Here is an 18,325-nt window from a genome sequence, read left to right as displayed (position 1 = left end):
CAGGTCCTTGATGCTAAAACGGACAACAGCGCCGGGTCTCCCCGGCACTGTTGCTGTATGGATTAACAGGAGTGTAATCAACTTACGCTGATTTTGCACCTGTTCCGTGTTAGCGCGTCTTAATAACCAGACGATTACTCTGCTTCACTTCTTCCATGACCACGTAAGTACGCGTGTCATTCACGCCTGGCAGGCGCAGCAGGGTTTCACCTAACAACTTGCGGTACGCTGACATGTCCGGCACGCGGGTTTTCAACAGGTAGTCGAAATCACCGGAAACCAAGTGACACTCTTGAATTTCTTCAAGTTTTTGCACAGCGGAGTTAAATTGTTCAAACACATCCGGCGCGCCACGATTCAGAGTTATCTCAACAAAGACCAGCAGCGATGCATCCAGATAATGTGGGTTCAGCAGCGCGGTATAGCCCTGAATAAACCCTTGTCTTTCCAGCCGACGTACGCGCTCAAGGCAAGGTGTCGGAGAAAGTCCCACTCGTTTAGAAAGCTCGACGTTGGAAATTCGCCCATCCTTTTGCAATTCGTTCAAAATGTTACGATCGATGCGGTCGAGATCTTTGCCTGGGCGCTTCTTGCTATCTACCATTATTATTGTCTCTCTGTATTCCTTCCCTACTCCCGTCTGGACCCTGTGCACTTCACTGTTCAGAGCCTGTGCCCATCGCCTGCGTGGAAAACCTGTTACCAGATGCACGCATAACCCAAGGGTACGTATTGAGAAGCCGTTGCCTGTCGGCAGCCACCGTTATCTCGTATGGCGTCTGTCCACGCCATGCGTCGATAATGCTGACCCGGTTAAACATGGCATTTGCGTGCATGAAAATTCACCACACGGCAAACGCTGTTTTTTCTCATTTCATTGTTTTCGCAAAAGCACAGGGGATTGTCAAAGCAAAACATCGATTTTTAGTACAACATGCCAGATATTCATTATCGCTCCGGCTTGATCCTCATGTTATCTCCTTATAATCATCCCGATAGCAGTAGAATTTGTTATCACTGACGCTGATAAAATCATCAATCGATTGACCGCATCTATTACACATATCGTTAACAAAATTTCTGCACTCTTTTATTAGTTCCGCAAATTCCCTACAATCCCGCCCATTGTCTGCCAACATTTATGGGGATCTCATGGGCACGGCCAAACACAGTAAACTGCTTATTCTTGGTTCTGGACCTGCGGGCTATACCGCCGCGGTCTATGCGGCACGCGCTAACCTGCACCCGGTGCTGATCACCGGCATGGAAAAAGGCGGTCAGCTGACCACCACTACCGAAGTGGAAAACTGGCCAGGCGACCCGAACGATCTGACCGGCCCGCTGCTGATGGAACGCATGCATGAACACGCGACGAAGTTTGAAACTGAAATTCTGTTCGACCACATCAATAAAGTCGATTTGCAGAACCGTCCTTTCCGTTTAATCGGCGACAGCGGCGAATATACCTGTGATGCGCTGATTATCGCTACTGGCGCATCTGCCCGTTATCTCGGTCTGCCTTCAGAGGAAGCCTTTAAAGGCCGCGGCGTGTCCGCATGCGCCACCTGTGATGGTTTCTTCTATCGCAACCAGAAGGTCGCGGTCATCGGTGGCGGGAATACGGCCGTTGAAGAAGCACTCTATCTGGCGAATATTGCCTCTGAAGTCCACCTGATTCACCGCCGCGATACCTTCCGCGCAGAAAAAATCCTTATTAAGCGCCTGATGGATAAAGTGGAAAATGGCAACATCGTTCTGCATACCCACCGCACGCTCGAAGAAGTGACCGGCGATCAGATGGGCGTCAGCGGCCTGCGTCTGCGTGACACGCTGAACAACGACAATATTGAGTCTCTGGACGTGGCGGGCCTGTTTGTGGCTATCGGCCACAGCCCAAACACCGGCATCTTCGACGGTCAGCTGGAACTGGAAAACGGCTACATCAAGGTGCAGTCCGGTATCCACGGCAATGCAACCCAGACCAGCATCCCTGGCGTCTTTGCCGCAGGCGACGTCATGGACCATATTTACCGCCAGGCGATCACCTCCGCGGGCACGGGCTGTATGGCAGCCCTGGACGCTGAGCGTTATCTCGACGGTCTGGCCGATCAGGCCAAATAATCTTTACAAGTCAGTAACAAAGGTAAATAAGGCGACGATAAGTCGCCTTTCTTTTATCCTCGTTGTAACATTGGCGCGCCTGATAATTTCCTATAAGACACCTGCTAAGCACGCCAATGAATAAAACCCGTCAACAAGAGCTTACCCGCTGGTTAAAACAGCAAAGCGTCCTTTCCCGCCGCTGGCTGATGCTTTCGCGTCTGCTTGGCGTGGCGAGCGGGGTGCTGATCGTCGCCCAGGCCTGGTTTATGGCCCGTATTCTGCACCATATGATTATGGAGAATATTCCCCGTGAGGCGCTGCTGTTCCCCTTCATCCTGTTGATTATGGTGTTCGTGCTACGTGCATGGGTTGTCTGGCTACGTGAGCGCGTCGGGTTTCATGCCGGGCAGCACATTCGTCTGGAGATCCGTAAAATGGTGCTCGACAGGCTTCAACAGGCAGGGCCTGCGTGGATTCAGGGTAAACCCGCTGGCAGTTGGGCGACATTGATCCTCGAACAAATTGAGGATATGCATGATTACTACGCACGCTATTTGCCGCAGATGGCGCTGGCTGCGTCTGTTCCGCTGCTGATCGTGCTGGCGATTTTTCCGATGAACTGGGCTGCCGCCCTCATTTTGTTGTGCACCGCACCGCTGATACCACTGTTCATGGCGCTGGTTGGCATGGGTGCCGCAGACGCTAACCGCCGCAACTTCCTTGCGCTGGCTCGACTGAGCGGCCACTTCCTCGATCGCCTGCGAGGAATGGATACGCTGCGTCTTTTTGGCCGTGGAGAAGCAGAAACGGACAACATTCGTCAGGCTTCTGAAAACTTCCGTCAGCGCACAATGGAAGTTCTGCGCCTCGCCTTCCTTTCTTCCGGCGTGCTGGAATTTTTCACGTCACTTTCGATCGCCGTTGTCGCCGTATACTTTGGTTTCTCCTATCTTGGCGAACTTCATTTTGGCAGCTACGGCACGCCTGTCACGCTACTGGCGGGCTTTCTGGCCCTGATTCTGGCTCCCGAGTTTTTCCAGCCGCTGCGCGACCTCGGCACTTTTTATCACGCTAAAGCGCAGGCCGTAGGCGCAGCAGATAGTCTGAAAACCTTCCTGGAAGCGCCGCTGGCCCAGCCACAGCGTGGAAGCGTTGTACCGGAGACGAACCAGAACGTGAGCCTTGAAGCGCGCGAGCTGGTGATTTTATCACCGGAAGGCAAAACGCTTGCCGGACCGCTTAATTTCCGAATGGCAGCAGGAGAGCGCATTGTGTTAGTCGGTCAGAGTGGTTCCGGAAAAAGCTCACTGCTGAATACGCTGGCCGGTTTTCTGCCGTACGAGGGTTCTCTGACCGTCAACGGTACCGAGCTAAAAGAGCTGGATCCCGACGCCTGGCGGCAGTTGCTAAGCTGGGTAGGGCAAAACCCACAGCTTCCCGCGCTGACGCTGCGCGAAAACGTGCTGCTGGCAGATCCCCAGGCCAATGAACAGTCGCTTCACCACGCGCTGGCGCGAGCCTGGGTAAACGAATTTATCGGACAGCTTCCGCAAGGGCTTGATACGCCAGTGGGCGATCAGGCCGCGCGGCTGTCCGTTGGTCAGGCACAACGTGTGGCGGTGGCCCGCGCCCTGCTCTCTCCGTGCCGGTTATTGCTGCTCGACGAGCCCGCGGCAAGCCTTGATGCGCACAGCGAACAACGCGTTATGCAGGCATTAACCGAAGCGTCGACCAATCAGACTACCGTTATGGTCACCCATCAGTTGGAAAATCTTGCCGACTGGGATGCCGTCTGGGTGATGCATCAGGGCCAGATTGTGGAACAGGGTGCATACCACGAACTTGCTGAAGCGAAGGGGCATTTCGCCAGCCTGCTCGCTCATCGCCAGGAGGAGATTTAAATGCGCGTTTTAGCCCCCTATCTGGCGCTGTACAAACGGCATAAGTGGCTGCTGTCTCTGGGCATTATCCTGGCCATTGTGACGCTGCTTGCCAGTATTGGCCTGATCACGCTTTCTGGCTGGTTCCTCTCAGCCTCCGCCGCCGTGGGTTTTGCCGGTGCCTACAGCTTCAACTATATGCTGCCCGCCGCGGGCGTCCGTGGCGCAGCCATCATCCGCACCGCAGGACGCTATTTCGAGCGCCTCGTCAGTCACGATGCAACATTTCGCGTGCTGCAGCACCTACGCGTGTTTACCTTCAGCAAGCTTCTGCCGCTCTCACCTGGCGGGCTTGCACGTTTTCGCCAGGGTGAACTACTGAATCGCGTAGTTGCGGATGTCGACACGCTCGACCACCTCTACCTGCGGGTGATTTCGCCGTTGATCGGCGCCCTGGTCGTGATTCTGGTGGTGACGTTTGGCCTCAGCTTCCTCGATGCGACTTTAGCGCTCACGCTCGGCGGCATTATGCTGCTGACGCTCGTTGCACTCCCTCCGCTGTTTTATCGCACCGGGAAGCCAACCGGGGAAAATCTGACCCGGCTGCGTGGAGAATATCGTCAGCAGCTAACATCCTGGCTGCACGGACAGGCCGAATTGACCATTTTTGGCGCCAGTACGCGCTACCGCGAGCAGATGGAGCAGACAGAAATGAACTGGCATGACGCCCAGCGCCGCCAGTCAGAACTGACCGCCCTCTCGCAGGCGCTGATGCTGCTTATCGGCGCGACGGCGGTAATTGTGATGCTGTGGATGGCCGCGGGCGGCGTGGGTGATAACATGCAGCCTGGCCCACTTATTGCGCTGTTTGTCTTCTGCGCCCTGGCCGCCTTTGAAGCTCTCGCGCCGGTAACCACCGCGTTCCAGCATCTTGGGAAAGTGATGGCCTCCGCCTCGCGTATTACCGATCTGACAAGCCAGCAGCCAGAAGTGACCTTCCCTTCTGCCGTTTCGACCTCTCCGGACCGCATCAGCCTGACGCTCAGCGACATCAGCTTTACTTACCCGCAACAGTCGCAGCCAGCCCTGGAACACGTGACGCTCCAGGTTAACGCGGGCGAACATGTGGCTATTCTGGGTCGTACCGGTTGCGGAAAATCAACGCTCCTGCAGCTGCTGACCCGCGCATGGGATCCGCAGCACGGAGAACTTTTACTGAACCAGCAGCCGCTTCCTTCTTTCGATGAGATGACGCTACGCCGCAGCATGAGCATGGTTCCGCAGCGCGTACACCTTTTCAGCGCAACGCTTCGGGACAATCTCCTGCTGGCCGCGCCCCAGGCAACAGATGAAGCGCTTGCAGACGTGCTCATGCGTACTGGCCTTGAGAAGCTGCTCGAGGACGGCGGCCTTAACAGCTGGCTTGGCGAAGGCGGCCGTCAACTGTCCGGTGGTGAGCTGCGCCGTCTGGCTATTGCCCGCGCCTTACTGCATGATGCTCCGCTGATGCTGCTCGATGAGCCTACCGAAGGGTTAGACGCCACCACAGAAGCACAAATCCTTGATTTGCTGGCGGAAGTCATGCGCGAAAAAACCGTCCTGATGGTGACCCACCGCCTGCGCGGCCTGGCCCGATTTAATCAAATAATTGTGATGGACAACGGCCAGATTATTGAGCAAGGTAATCACGCAGAATTGCTGGTCCAACAAGGGCGTTATTACCAGTTCAGACAGCGTCTGTGAGCTACTCTTTCTCTATTAACAGGCGTGGAGTTGTGAAGCATGCGGCTGGTCCAGTTGTCACGTCATACCATTACCTTTCCGTCGCCGGAAGGTGCCCTGCGCGAGCCTAATGGTTTGCTCGCGCTGGGGGGCGACCTTAGCCCGGCAAGGCTGCTGATGGCCTATCAGCGCGGCATTTTTCCCTGGTTTTCGCCAGGCGACCCTATTCTTTGGTGGTCGCCCGATCCCCGGGCTGTTCTGTGGCCGGACAGGTTTCACATCAGCCGCAGCATGAAGCGCTTCCATAAAGCATCCCCTTACAGAATCACGCTCAACCATGCCTTTAGCCAGGTGATTGCAGGCTGTGCCAGCAATCGTGACGAAGGCACCTGGATTACGCAAAGTATTGTTCAGGCCTATCACCGCCTGCATGAACTCGGCCATGCGCATTCCATTGAGGTGTGGCTGGGCAATGAACTGGTGGGTGGAATGTACGGCGTGGCGCAGGGGGCGCTCTTTTGCGGTGAGTCGATGTTTAGTCGGGCGGATAACGCTTCAAAAAGTGCTCTGCTGGTGTTTACACAGTCTTTTGCTGGCGCAGGCGGCAAGCTGCTGGACTGTCAGGTGCTGAACAGCCACACCGCATCGCTTGGTGCCATTGAAATTCCTCGCCGCGATTATCTCGAATATCTGGCTCTACTGCGTGCGGAGCCACTGCCAGGCCATTTCTGGGTGCCCCGAACGCTCTTTTCACCCGCAGTGTAAATGTTTTCGGCACATTTTTTGTCAGGGTGATATAATTGTGCCGGAAGTCGTTTCTGCCTGTTGCCCCGCCATCGTTTCAGGAATCCCCCCTTATACGTTTGCGCTCGTCACACGGTGTTCGTTTGTGACAGACGGGCAATGCGCAAAAACGAGCTTATTTTATCCCGCCAGCGGCTTCGGGCCGAAAGGTGGCGGGTAAATCTTTACTTAATGGCTGAATTTCGGCATTATCTTGCCGGTTCAAAACTATGGTAGTGATACCCCTCGAGGACTAGATGGCCAAAGAAGACAATATTGAAATGCAGGGTACCGTTCTCGAAACGTTGCCAAACACTATGTTCCGCGTAGAACTGGAAAACGGTCACGTGGTAACGGCGCATATCTCCGGTAAAATGCGTAAAAACTACATCCGCATTTTGACGGGCGACAAAGTGACTGTTGAGCTGACCCCGTACGACCTGAGCAAAGGCCGCATTGTCTTCCGTAGTCGCTAATCGCTGTCAGCCCCTTTCAGGTTGCTGAATGCAGAAAGGTCGGGTTTCCCCCGACCTTTTTCATTTACGCAATTTTCTCATCTTCCGAAACGCAATAACTTTCCCATACCGCCACCGCAATCAATACAGCGGCAATTAACCCGCTAATCATCAGCCTGTCCGTTACCCCACTGACCGCCAGCAGAAGAATAAGCAGCAGCAATCCAATAGCGTGAGAGCGTGGAAAGCGTCCATGAAGCGTTTTGCGAAATAGCCCGTTTGCCGCCAGATAACCGACAGGTCCGCCGAACAGAACCAGCGCAGCCGTCATTTCGATTCGCGCATCAGGATGGGCAATGGTCAGTTCAATCCCTACTGCCGTCACAATCAGCGCACCTACCAGCAGGACGTGGATATAGTGAAACTTTGCCCCGAGTTTTCCGGGATCGTTCGTCTGGCTGATAATATGGCTGGCTTTGCCGCTGCTGGCGTCGAAGTAAATCCACCACATCGTCAGGCAGGAGGCAAATGCCACCAGGGCGCTGATAATGACCGGGGCAGACCACGGCTCGATATCGTACAACGCAGAGCCCGTCATCACGATGATTTCCCCCAGCGCCACGATGACAAACAGCTGGCAGCGTTCGGCCAGATGATGCCCTGAGATGCTCCACTCCGTCAGGCTGTCCGAACGCCCAAGCACGGGCAGCCAGAAACCGAGCATCGGGGAGCCGTATTCGCAGAGAATTGCGATCCCCCACAACAGCATCCGCATATTCCCTTCAGCCAGCCCGCCACCCATCCAGAACAGCGCAGAAATACAGAGCCAGATGAAAATGCGCCGCAGATTCTTCGTCAATGGCAGCCCGGCTTCGGCGAACTTCATCACCGTAAACGCCCGTCCGACCTGCATCACCACATACAGCAGGGCAAAGACAAGGCCACGTCCGGCAAACGCACCAGGCAGCGCTGCAGAGTAAAACAGACCTACCAGCATCATTGCGAAAAGCATGAGCCTGAATTTGCGCGTATCCGGCTCAAACCAGTTCGTGACCCATGCGGTGTATTGCCACACCAGCCAGGTTGCAAACCATAACTCCAGCGCCTGAAGCGCCCCATTAAGCGTTAAATGATGCAGCATATAATGGGAGATTTGCGTCACCGCAAAGACATAAATCAGATCGAAGAACAGCTCCGGAAAGGAGACTGTCGCATTGTGCTTGTCGCGTATTTGAAAGTTTGCCATATCCGCTTAATGCCCTGTGCTGAATGTAAAAAAAGTAGCAGCAAGATCACCTAAAAAATACGAAAACAGGAACGAAAAACTAACGGGTTAATCACTAAATACGGATTGACTGCCTTAACGGCAGTTAACTTATTATTTATTCAAAACCCTGCTTTATTAAGTATTAGGCCACCTGCGCGACAATGCACCCAATAACAGCACAACATTACTGCCCGTCCATTTTTAAGCTGCCTGTACAGCAGTGCACAAAATCCCCCAGGATTTCACAAACGTGTTTATTTTCTAAACTGCCTGTGCGGCAGTGCACCGTACCACTCTTCAATATCTTTGAGATTGTACTTTCTAAGCTGCCTGTGCGGCAGTGCACCCCCCAAAGCATCGTCATTTGGTGCAGCACGCTTTCTAAGCTGCCTGTGCGGCAGTGCACGAGCGCCTTCGCCAGAGAAGTGAAAGCAGTCTTTTCTAAGCTGCCTGTGCGGCAGTGCACAAAAGCAAAAGAACGCAGCTAGGTCTTAACCATTTCTAAGCTGCCTGTGCGGCAGTGCACAAGAACATGGCCCAAGGTGACAGGAAAGGGAGTTTCTAAGCTGCCTGTGCGGCAGTGCACGTATTGGCACCGTAACTAATCCTGCTTTGCTATTTCTAAGCTGCCTGTGCGGCAGTGCACAAGCGTACATCCGAAGTCACTATGCGTTTTCTTTTCTAAGCTGCCTGTGCGGCAGTGCACGTGCATCCATGAAAGGCGGCGCTCAGGCAAATTTTCTAAGCTGCCTGTGCGGCAGTGCACTTAAGACATTTATATGTAACCTATTGTTTATATACAAATTAACTTGAATTATGTCCATAGTACCCTTTTTTATGGCTTGCTATAGCTCGCATAAAAATCAACGAGTTATAATGACCGCAGAAATTAGGGTTCACTTTACCTGGGTTCCGGATAAAAGAATTGTTAATAAGCTTCTCCGTTTTTCCCGGAGAAGCGTTTTTCAGAACCAAGGGATGGTGGCAACCGCACTGAGGCCGTAACTACTAAACTCTCCAGTGACCTGGTGTTCGGTTATCTCGCCATGGCGAATAAAGAGTCGGAAGGGATTGTTGTTCGACAGACTTTTCATTTGCAGAAAAGGCAATGTCAGCGTGGACGGCGACATGGTTTGCAGTCGGCGTTCGGCCTCTTCCTGCGTCATCCATCCTTTTCGTACCGAACGCCGCATCAAACGTTCTGGATTACCTTTCGGCTGAACACGGCTAACCGTCCGCCAAAGTGCATTGATCGGGACATTTTGTATGCCGCTGCATATCACGTAATCATTTAACCCTTTACGCCAGTTTGTCGCCTCAAGCTCCTGTAATCCGACAGCAGTACCGTGCACACGAAGACGGTCTCCGGGCTTGATATTGACCTGAGGGAAACTGACGCCAATATCCCCCTTGCCTCTCGCCCCAAGCGCGCGATGCAATTTTGCCATCAGCGCGGCCATCAGCATCTCTTCACCAAATTCAGGATCGGATAAGACCCGTATTTCGAGGTAACTCTCCATACCAACCCCTTATTCTGCTTTCTCACCGAAGACGCCACCGCGGATTAGCACCGCCATAACGTAGTGCTGCTGTTCCGGATCCGGTTTTAGCCCTTTCGTCACCCAGTTATCCAGTAATGTATAGAAATCCATTTTATCTTTTGGCTGGCGACACGCTACGCCACGGTTAGTCACCGAACCATAGGGTTCAACCGCAATGGCTCCCAGCTCATTCACTTTCGGATGCCAGGTATCGATGGTACGCACGGCGTTGCCCACTTTTTGAGAATGAATTCCCGCAACATCTGCAACCTGATACAACACCCGGCTTTTACTGCTGTTACTGTCCAGCACCAGTTCCTGAGACGGGAACACTTCCTGTCCGGCCCCAAGCAGGACTTGCGCCTCCACCGTCAGCATCACCCAGGACTTGCCATGCAGGCCTTGCGCGATCAGCTCAGCCAGTTCGTTCAGCCCCTTTTCCTTATGTGAAAACTCGCGCAGAGAATATTCGTGGCTATTGAATGTCCACTGTTTCTCGCCTGCGCTGACGGCGACGCTGATTTTTTCGGCACCAATCCGGTTACGCCAGAGGAAACGGCCATTTGCCAGATTGCTGGCATACCGATGTGCCAGTTCAGCAAACCCTTGCTCATGGATATAGCCATTGATCACCTGCTGCAATTCATCCTGATAGGCCATATCATTACAGACCGATGGTATTGCCAAATCCCCCAGCACGCGAAGGGTAAACACCAATTTAAGAGTGTCAGTGTCCGCTGAAAGGGCTGCTGTATCCACACGTTGCAGATTAGCCTTCTGGATCTCAGCATCCAGTTTCGCCTGGTCCGTTGAGGCTGCATTTTTCAGCCGGTTGGAGATGGTTCCGCGAACGGCTTTCTCCTGGATGCGGATGGGTTGCCACTCCTTACCCTGCCAGTTACCGGCATACATCAGCGCATCAGAGGTTGCCAGTTTGCGCTCGAAAGCCAGAACGGATGCGGTTTTTACCTTTGTTGGTGCCTTTGCCATAAGTGGTATCCTTATTCTGAATCATCATCGTCATTGACTAAAATGTCATCCGGAACCGGCTGTGCTAAACAGTAGTAGCCAGTTTCAGTGTTCTGATAGCGCCAAAAAAGCGCCTGCATATCTGCAATTCTGTGTAGCCCTCGCCATTCCCCTACACCATAAACAGCCTCGGCAAACGCAAATGGTGAAACGCTATCGCGGGCATTTGCCACTTCACCAGCGCCATAAAGCCGGGAAACTCGCTGATAACCACACATAAGCGGCACCAGATAGCCAGGCATCGGTTTAGGCTGGTAATGCCAGGGAACCTGTTCTCCGTCCGGCACATCTTCCGCGGCTTTAAATTTTTGCGTGGTGAAATCCAGCCAGGCGTCCATCATCGTGCTGTCGGGGTGGGTCTGCTGCAATCGGTTATGATGTTCTTTCAGCCAGTCAGTTCGGTCACAAAGCGCAAAACCCGGCATCAGCCGCCATAGGATTTTGCGCCACTGCGAATGCTCTGTAGGGGTATAAAACAGGATGGGATCGCGCATACCCACTATGCTTCCGCCAGCCAACTTTTGCGCAGGACAAAGCTGACGCAGGCGCTCACATAGCTCCGCCATGCCATGCTCACCGTTAGGGATCTCACCTTCACACTCAACCAGCAAAGAGACGGTAAGATGCATTCGCCCTTCTTCATTAAAGGAGGCCGTTTTGCCTTCTTTAGTCAGCGGGTTTCGGGTTAGCGCAAACTGATACTCGCGGCCTGATGCGTAGGCGTGCGTCTGATGTTCATGGCTGATAACTGCACAGCCAGAAAGTGTCAAAGAATAGGTTTGACTGATTTTACGGGAAAGAGCGTGAACATAGCCTAAAAAGTGGGTGATCGCCGGATAGCCCCAGGTCAGGCCAGCCACCGCGTTCGCGTTTTCAACACGAATGTGAGGTAACAGCAGTAAATAGCTCATTTCAGCACCTCTTCAATCACCGTTTCCATCTCCCGCATTCGCTGACGAAATAACGGGCGGGTTTGCCAGTGACGGTGCTCTGCCCACGCCATATCAGGTAATTTCTGACGCAGATTATGATTCAGCCGGCGGGCAAAATCGTTCGCAACCAGCGTCTGCCAGTCATGCTGCTGGCGCTCCAGACGAAAACTTTCATCACCTTTACCGCGCCACGGATCGAGCCAAAGTTGCTGATGCCGCGGCAGTTCGGGACAGTTTTGCGTCCACCCTTGCCATTTTTCCTGCTGCAAGGCGGAAACATGCATAAACAGCAGATCGATAAGCTCATCGACATAGCCATCCCGAGCAGAACGGATATGACGATTCTTAACTTCTCCCGTGCCAATGTGTAGCTGAATAATTCGGGATACCAGCATTTTTGCTTCGAATGAAAAACGCCCTCGTACAGCAAATATTGAGCGAAGGGACGTCGGCGGCTTATCTATCTGTTTCCAGACGGGCGGCTGCGCAGAGAGTAGCCAGACTCTGCCACCCCGGGAGCTGTTCAGCGCTGAAATGTTTTGCGGTTTGGTACCACCGAAATTCATTACCGCCAGATTGCGGAACCTGACCAGCGGCTGAGGATGCCACTGCCTGTTCTTATGCGCGTCACGAATGGCTTTTGCTTCATCGCTAAATCGGATCGTGACCATTTTCTCGTGCATCGCCTGCACAAAGGACGTTGCGAAGAGAGGGGACAAAAGATGATAGCCACCATCAACTGGAAACCAGATTTGTTTGGCGAGCTTATGTGAAGCAGGTTCATTGGGAACTAACGCGCGGCTAAATCCTTCAACCCAAAGCGCCAGCTGCGCATCATTATCGGCCAGCGCACGCAGCGGTTGATAATCCCCCCGCTTCAGACAGGCCAGCAGGGAATCACCTGCCACAACGGTTTGCAGCAGCTTCGCCACGTCCAGCGCAGCAGCATTCCCAACGGCATCGGCCGTCAGCTCCGATAACGACGAGCTGCTGAGATAGCGCGAGTCTCCTTGAACTTCGAGGTAAATGCTGCTGCTTTTCGAATCACCGTGGGTAAACTTTGCCGCATGGGTCACGAGACTAATTTGCCCGGCGCGCCTGGCGGCATCGGTCAGCCAGTTTTGCGGTCTATACTGCTCTTCGAGAGCCTGTCGCTGTGCGGCTAACGTAATAGCAGCATCATCTTCCGCAGAGCGTTTTGCCGCTTCCTTTTCAAACTTGTCGAGCTTCGCCTGCCTTCGGGCAGCGATATAGTCGGTGATAAAGCCAGTAAGCTCTACTGATTCCATTGCAATCACACCCTTTGTTAATGAATTTTTAGGGGGAAAGTGACAATTGCCCCTACAAGATTCGAATCCGGGGAAAAAAAGAAATAATTATTCAGACTTATGCTCTTCCCTGAAAACAAACTGTTAGAAATATAAATACGCGTTTAATTGTTCACTGCTGTACAAGCAGCTCGCGCCCTCATCAGAGGGCGCGAAATACGCCCAACCATGGGTGATAAAGCCAGTCTGATATCGCACCGTCCTTATCAGCCGGTAGTCGAATTTCGCCCAAAAGCGGTCCTGCGTTTTCCACAGGCACCTCCAGTTTTTCGGCCTGTTCCAGCAATACGATCCGGGGATCAACGCAGCCCCATACGCTCACGCCTGGCGCCATTACAATATCGAGTGGCTTAATCTGTTCACTCTCTTTGATGCTGCCGTCTGCTGCATAAAAAGCGAACACGGGATCCGAATCTTCATCCACCATATGCAGAAATAAAACAGCTTCGGGCCGGGTCTGTCGAAATGGCTTCAGATTCTGCATATGAGCATTCCAGTTCATCGACTGACGCCAGAAATCAGCTGCAACGGGCTTTCTTGTCTTTTTGCTCATCAGTTCAGCTTTCAGCCGCTGATGCTCCAGTGCAGCAAGGAGGTTATCTGGGCTGAATGAGGGAGCGATGCGCGACAACGCGGTGATGTTTTCATAATCTCTCCGGGTCAGAAGATGCGCCATATCATGTTCAGGCAGAAGATGGTCTTTCGTTTCGAACCCCGGCTTTTCGAACGCAGGATATTTCTGGCATAGCCCTTTGATATTGTGACTGAGAATTACCAGGTTTTCGTGCTTTGGCTTCAGGCGGCGATGACGCTGAATGCGCCCGGCAAACTGGATTATTGAGCGCATCGAACTGGGCTCTATAATGCCCCAACTGGCATCCCAGTCACGGCCAACCTCGAGAACGGATGTTCCAGCAACCACAAACAAATGGTGTTTTTCCGGATAGCATTCCAGTGCAGCACCGATCTCCGGATGAAGAAATAGCCCTTCAGGCTGGTGACGAGCAAAGATACGATCGAGGCATTTTTCCATTGCCGATCGCACAATCAGCGGCTGTCTGCTGTGATACACACAGTAGTGAATGCGTACATCATCTGGCGATGGTAATGCCATGAGTGCCTGGGCCACCGCGACCAGAGGATTAATATTGGCGAAACGCACAAGCCCCAGAGATACGCTTTTGCCACCTTCATGCATTTCTTTATGCGCCGAATGCAGCACAAGCATTTGCTGATGTAGGGATTTCGCCACAGCAGCGATCGCGTCCGTAACAGCGGGTGTCACGGATGAAAGAGGCTCTATCCGCCCAAAATTCAGCCGCTCTTTATCCAGCAGCTTCTTCGCGTGCCTCTGCACAAATTCGTCATGCTGATGCCTGAACTGAATGCCTTCTCCTGTTTTAAAAGTGCTGGCGTGATACTCATCAAACCAGGCGCAGCAAACTGAGGTCGCCTTGCCGGTGATCCCACAAGCCATCTGCCAGCTTTTTCGCCCAGCCAGATAAGCGGCAAAGAGCGCCTGAATCAATTCTGGCGGCAAGGTTGCGGACGAGAGCAATACTCGCGTGCCCAGCATGCCTGCCCAGTTCATCAACCGACAGACGGCATGCAGGTCATTAATGTCAAAGTCATCAGGTTCATCAAGCACGAGATCGCTGGTCAGCAAGCGCAGCATTGCGGGCAACTGCCGTCCACCGCGCACCCCTTCGGTTGCGGGGATCAGGTTATCAAGGGTGGTGACCAGAACGGGCGCGCTAACCAACGTGGCCAGCTTGCTATCCCCCTCCAGCCATTTCTGTAAAACACCAGCCTGACTGCTGCCTTCATAGTGAACGTAGGAGTGCTCCTCATCGTAAGGCTCAGCAGAAGCGCTGCCTGCATCCAATGCATCCTCTTTTTGCTGCGACTGTTGCCACAGCGTCTTTACCGCAGCAGAGCCCGTCATCACAGCCAGATCGTCTTCGGCCAGCTTCAGACGTTCACGCAATGCATCGCCGGTCTGTAGCGTCAGGGTACGAAGCCCAAGCGCGACCGTAAAACGGCAGCCGGTTTGTTCATCTGCAAGCGCGTACATGATGCGGGCATTGGCAAAGGTTTTACCACAGCCCGTTGAGGCCATATTGACGCCAAAAAAGCCCTCTTCGCGGCTTCGCTCCCTGAGTGCGGCTGCTATATCCCACGCCCTGTTCTGCCACAAAAAACGCTCACTCGTTACCCGCTCACGAAAACCTTTATGTCTGGCAATGGCGGGAAGCGACGCACGTACGTGCATCAATTGTCTGCCGAGCAGTAAAGCATGATGTGCCACACCGCAGAGATGCTCATCAACCCGCTGTTTACATTCTCCTGTTTCACGCACGGTGTTTGCCCACACGGCATAATCAGGATCCTGCCATTTGGGTTGAGCATCTGCTGAAGAATAAAAATGATCGGCCAACATCAGGCATAAGCGAGCCATGTGCATGACAAAAGGCTGCTCCATGCTTCCATACTGCATCAGGCTTCCGGCATTGACCGCTCGACGGGAGATTTGTCGCGCCTTGTCCAGCCATTTTTTACTTTGTAATGGCGTTCCAGCCGGAAAATGCCAGACATCGCGGAAGGCACGACTCCCCCACTCTTCGTCACGCTGATTCAGCGAATTCCAGTCGGCGTTAAACTGGTTTTGAAGCCAGGTTTTACCGCGAGAAACATCCATATTCCCTACGTTATCAAGCAAATTTCGCGGCAGGCGGTGGTGAGACACAATCAACCAGGCCACCGCTGTCGCCAGCGGTGGCAATGAACAAAATGGGCTGTCGGTAAATTGAGGGTGATCTTTTATCAGTCTGGCAAGCAGAGCGGGCTCATCTTTTGGTGAAAGAGAACCAAGTTTTTCCAGCCATTGTGAGTCAGATAACTCACCCACGAAAGCCTGAAAAAGGCGTACAGATATCCATTCGTGCCTGTAGGGCTGATAGCGCTTTGAGCTTTTCCCCAACAGGGTTTGCTGAAAACATTTTCCGGCTTTACCGAAATCATGAAACAGCCCTGCGATAGCCGCCAGCAGAGCAATACTTTCAGCGCATTGCCAGTGCAGGCTGTCATTGATGTCCACTGAACGTAAGGTGCGATTCGTTGGCACTCTGCCTTGAGCATTAAACCGTCGTTGGTTACCCACTATCCATAATAATTCGGACTGACCGCTTTTCTTTAACCAGTGGCAGGCGACCGCAGTGTTACGACGAGCGGTTTTACGTAAAAGCTTACGGAGCGTTGTCAGCCCTTCGAGCGTGATGGCTGTTTGCCAACAGCTGTCGCCCATGCGTTCGGCAAACTGATCGATAATACGACAGCTTTGTTCACGGGCTTTTTTGGTGCACTGTGAAACAAGGAGGATATTCATATCCTGTCCCCGGCTATCTCAGAGGCGGTTTGTTGCAGCGTCTCAATCATAAAATCGAGCGCATTTGATCTTTGAAATGTCGCGATACAAGCCTGCCGGAAAGCCTGGGCATCTTCACCCTGCATGGCGGAGAGAAAAGCCTGCGGCATCACCAGAGCATCTTTAATTAAGTCAGCAAGATCGAAAACCAGGCCGCCACGACGCGTCTTCCCGTGCATCACCGCCAGCCCGTGCGGTATTCCCGTTACCCACGCAGCAACTGCCGCAAGACCATATGCCAGATAATTTCCCTGATCGAGAAAGCGGTTGGCCAGATCAATGCCGCTCCCTCGTTTTGCCCGACTGAAATCGCCATATCCCACCGTCTGGCTGACAAGCTTATACAGCGCTTTGGTCAACTGAGCTTCTTTTAGCATCAGTACCGTATGATCACCCGCCTCACTCATGCCCTCTGCTGCTTTATTTAACAGCGGGCGCAGCCGAGTTTCGTCTGGCTGAAAAGAAGATTCACGCTGCATCCGGCAGCCGAGCCATTGCCTTTCAATTTGCTGTAATCGCAGTTGCTGAAATCGTTTTGCGGCTAACAGGCGTTTCTCATCATCAAACCAGAATGACACCCATTGCTGGAGATATTGCGTAGGACGATATTCGCTTTGAGGCGAAAGCCATGAGACAGGGATTTCTATTTCGTTTGCGGCAAAGAGAGGTGTGCTATCGGTCCCGCAAAACCCAACCATCACTCCAGCTCTGGCCAACTCGCGCATCGCAGCCTGAGTCACAGAGGTGCCCATACCAAGCATCACCGCGGTGGTATTTGCGATTGGGATATTCCAATAACAGGAATCCTTGCCCTCATTAGTAATATATTCGACCCTGCCGCCGTTCACCTGTACCCTGCACTTTTCCAGGTAGTAAATATTCGCGCGTTTAGAGTGGAGGATAGTCTTCAAATCTGACGGCATAATATCCATATATATTTCTCATCTCCGAAAACGTACAACTTGCGTCGCAGACATCTTAACATTTTCCATGTTTAACTCCGTGATGAATACCTCATAATAAAACCCCGTCATCTTCAGTAACGTTCGAGTTTACCATGTGGTGTTCTACATCAAATAAAACAGCACGTTGCATACAAAGCAAATGAAATGCAATCACTGATAATACTTTTATATTGACCAATGATAAAACCAATGAATAAGGCGCCTGGCAAAGAGCAAAGCATTCAGCAATGTAATATTGCTACCGCATAAACTCAACTCTTTGCTTCACCACTAGGGCAACAATCACCCAATAATAAAGTTAAAAACTATTTTCCGATGTACTTTATGCTGGGATTAACGAATCCAACATCCAGGATTCAATTCATTCATTATAAATAGGGTTAGTTCTATGCGATTAAATAGTACTCACCGGAGCAGAGGTTTTGTACTGCCTGTACGGCAGTGAACTTCCGTGGTTTCGCAAAGCAGCTGCGGGAGGTTTTCTAAGCTGCCTGTACGGCAGTGAACTGAATCGAATGGGCTTGATAAGGCTCCGACCCTTTCTAAGCTGCCTGTACGGCAGTGAACCTCACCGATTCTATTGAGGGAGACTTACGCAATTTCTAAGCTGCCTGTACGGCAGTGAACAGGACCGGTTCACGTCGCTCTGTCGCCTCAGATTTCTAAGCTGCCTGTACGGCAGTGAACGGAGGAAGTTATGGGAGACATGGGCGAATTCTTTTCTAAGCTGCCTGTACGGCAGTGAACGTATTGGCAAAATTCGGCTGAATTTCCATTGATTTCTAAGCTGCCTGTACGGCAGTGAACGAGGACTACATCGAGCGCTTCTCTGACCTCATTTTCTAAGCTGCCTGTACGGCAGTGAACGGATTAAGCTCTGCATCAATGCTTTTCAC

General features: G+C 52.6%; 13 protein-coding genes and 2 CRISPR repeat arrays (1 of these 15 running past the window's edge). Of the genes, 5 read left to right on the top strand and 8 right to left on the bottom strand.

What is annotated here, in order from left to right; genetic code table 11:
* Window positions 1-109: 109 nt before the first annotated feature.
* Complete coding sequence (lrp, locus tag AB1287_RS07170) at window positions 110-604, bottom strand: leucine-responsive transcriptional regulator Lrp (RefSeq protein WP_002439523.1); 495 nt, start codon at window positions 602-604, stop codon at window positions 110-112.
* A gap of 548 nt (window positions 605-1,152) precedes the next feature.
* Here lrp and trxB point away from each other — a divergent pair.
* From trxB to infA, 5 genes are all read left to right on the top strand, one after another.
* On the top strand, window positions 1,153-2,121 hold the full coding sequence (trxB, locus tag AB1287_RS07165; RefSeq protein ID WP_312628295.1) for a thioredoxin-disulfide reductase: 969 nt from the start codon (window positions 1,153-1,155) through the stop codon (window positions 2,119-2,121).
* Between the two features lie 116 nt (window positions 2,122-2,237).
* A complete protein-coding gene (gene cydD, locus AB1287_RS07160) occupies window positions 2,238-4,004 on the top strand; it encodes a heme ABC transporter permease/ATP-binding protein CydD (protein ID WP_312628293.1) in 1,767 nt (588 codons plus the stop codon).
* Window positions 4,005-5,726 carry a heme ABC transporter ATP-binding protein/permease CydC gene (locus AB1287_RS07155; protein ID WP_435617366.1) on the top strand — a complete coding sequence of 574 codons (1,722 nt, stop codon included), beginning with the start codon at window positions 4,005-4,007 and terminating at the stop codon, window positions 5,724-5,726.
* A 39-nt stretch (window positions 5,727-5,765) separates the two neighbouring features.
* On the top strand, window positions 5,766-6,470 hold the full coding sequence (aat, locus tag AB1287_RS07150; protein WP_312628291.1) for a leucyl/phenylalanyl-tRNA--protein transferase: 705 nt from the start codon (window positions 5,766-5,768) through the stop codon (window positions 6,468-6,470).
* Window positions 6,471-6,745: 275 nt separating this feature from the next.
* Window positions 6,746-6,964, top strand: a complete 219-nt coding sequence (gene infA, locus AB1287_RS07145) for a translation initiation factor IF-1 (RefSeq protein ID WP_001040187.1) — start codon at window positions 6,746-6,748, stop codon at window positions 6,962-6,964.
* 64 nt (window positions 6,965-7,028) lie between these two features.
* Here infA and AB1287_RS07140 read toward each other — a convergent pair whose 3' ends face one another.
* From AB1287_RS07140 to cas1f, 7 genes are all read right to left on the bottom strand, one after another.
* Window positions 7,029-8,189 carry a low temperature requirement protein A gene (locus AB1287_RS07140; RefSeq protein ID WP_435617365.1) on the bottom strand — a complete coding sequence of 387 codons (1,161 nt, stop codon included), beginning with the start codon at window positions 8,187-8,189 and terminating at the stop codon, window positions 7,029-7,031.
* 219 nt (window positions 8,190-8,408) lie between these two features.
* Window positions 8,409-8,976: a CRISPR direct-repeat array (repeat unit 28 nt; unit sequence TTTCTAAGCTGCCTGTGCGGCAGTGCAC).
* 199 nt (window positions 8,977-9,175) lie between these two features.
* On the bottom strand, window positions 9,176-9,730 hold the full coding sequence (gene cas6f, locus AB1287_RS07135) for a type I-F CRISPR-associated endoribonuclease Cas6/Csy4 (RefSeq protein ID WP_435617364.1): 555 nt from the start codon (window positions 9,728-9,730) through the stop codon (window positions 9,176-9,178).
* A gap of 9 nt (window positions 9,731-9,739) precedes the next feature.
* Window positions 9,740-10,741, bottom strand: coding sequence for a type I-F CRISPR-associated protein Csy3 (csy3, locus tag AB1287_RS07130; protein ID WP_435617363.1), 1,002 nt, complete (start codon window positions 10,739-10,741; stop codon window positions 9,740-9,742).
* A gap of 11 nt (window positions 10,742-10,752) precedes the next feature.
* Window positions 10,753-11,691, bottom strand: coding sequence for a type I-F CRISPR-associated protein Csy2 (csy2, locus tag AB1287_RS07125; protein WP_435617362.1), 939 nt, complete (start codon window positions 11,689-11,691; stop codon window positions 10,753-10,755).
* Window positions 11,688-13,001: a type I-F CRISPR-associated protein Csy1 gene (csy1, locus tag AB1287_RS07120; protein WP_435617361.1), complete on the bottom strand. Its 1,314-nt coding sequence runs from the start codon at window positions 12,999-13,001 to the stop codon at window positions 11,688-11,690. The genes csy2 and csy1 overlap by 4 nt, the downstream gene beginning before the upstream one ends.
* A 181-nt stretch (window positions 13,002-13,182) precedes the next feature.
* Window positions 13,183-16,425: a type I-F CRISPR-associated helicase Cas3f gene (gene cas3f, locus AB1287_RS07115; protein WP_435617360.1), complete on the bottom strand. Its 3,243-nt coding sequence runs from the start codon at window positions 16,423-16,425 to the stop codon at window positions 13,183-13,185.
* A complete protein-coding gene (cas1f, locus tag AB1287_RS07110) occupies window positions 16,422-17,396 on the bottom strand; it encodes a type I-F CRISPR-associated endonuclease Cas1f (RefSeq protein ID WP_435617359.1) in 975 nt (324 codons plus the stop codon). Before cas1f ends, cas3f begins: the two co-directional genes overlap by 4 nt.
* Window positions 17,397-17,908: 512 nt before the next feature.
* A CRISPR array of direct repeats spans window positions 17,909-18,325; the repeat unit is 29 nt; unit sequence TTTCTAAGCTGCCTGTACGGCAGTGAACG (it continues 32 nt past the right edge of the window).

It is taken from the genome of Scandinavium sp. UTDF21-P1B, assembly GCF_040750395.1.
Classification (GTDB): domain Bacteria; phylum Pseudomonadota; class Gammaproteobacteria; order Enterobacterales; family Enterobacteriaceae; genus Scandinavium.
Note: the sequence above shows the minus strand (reverse complement) of the source record. Positions and strands in the feature narration are given on the sequence as shown.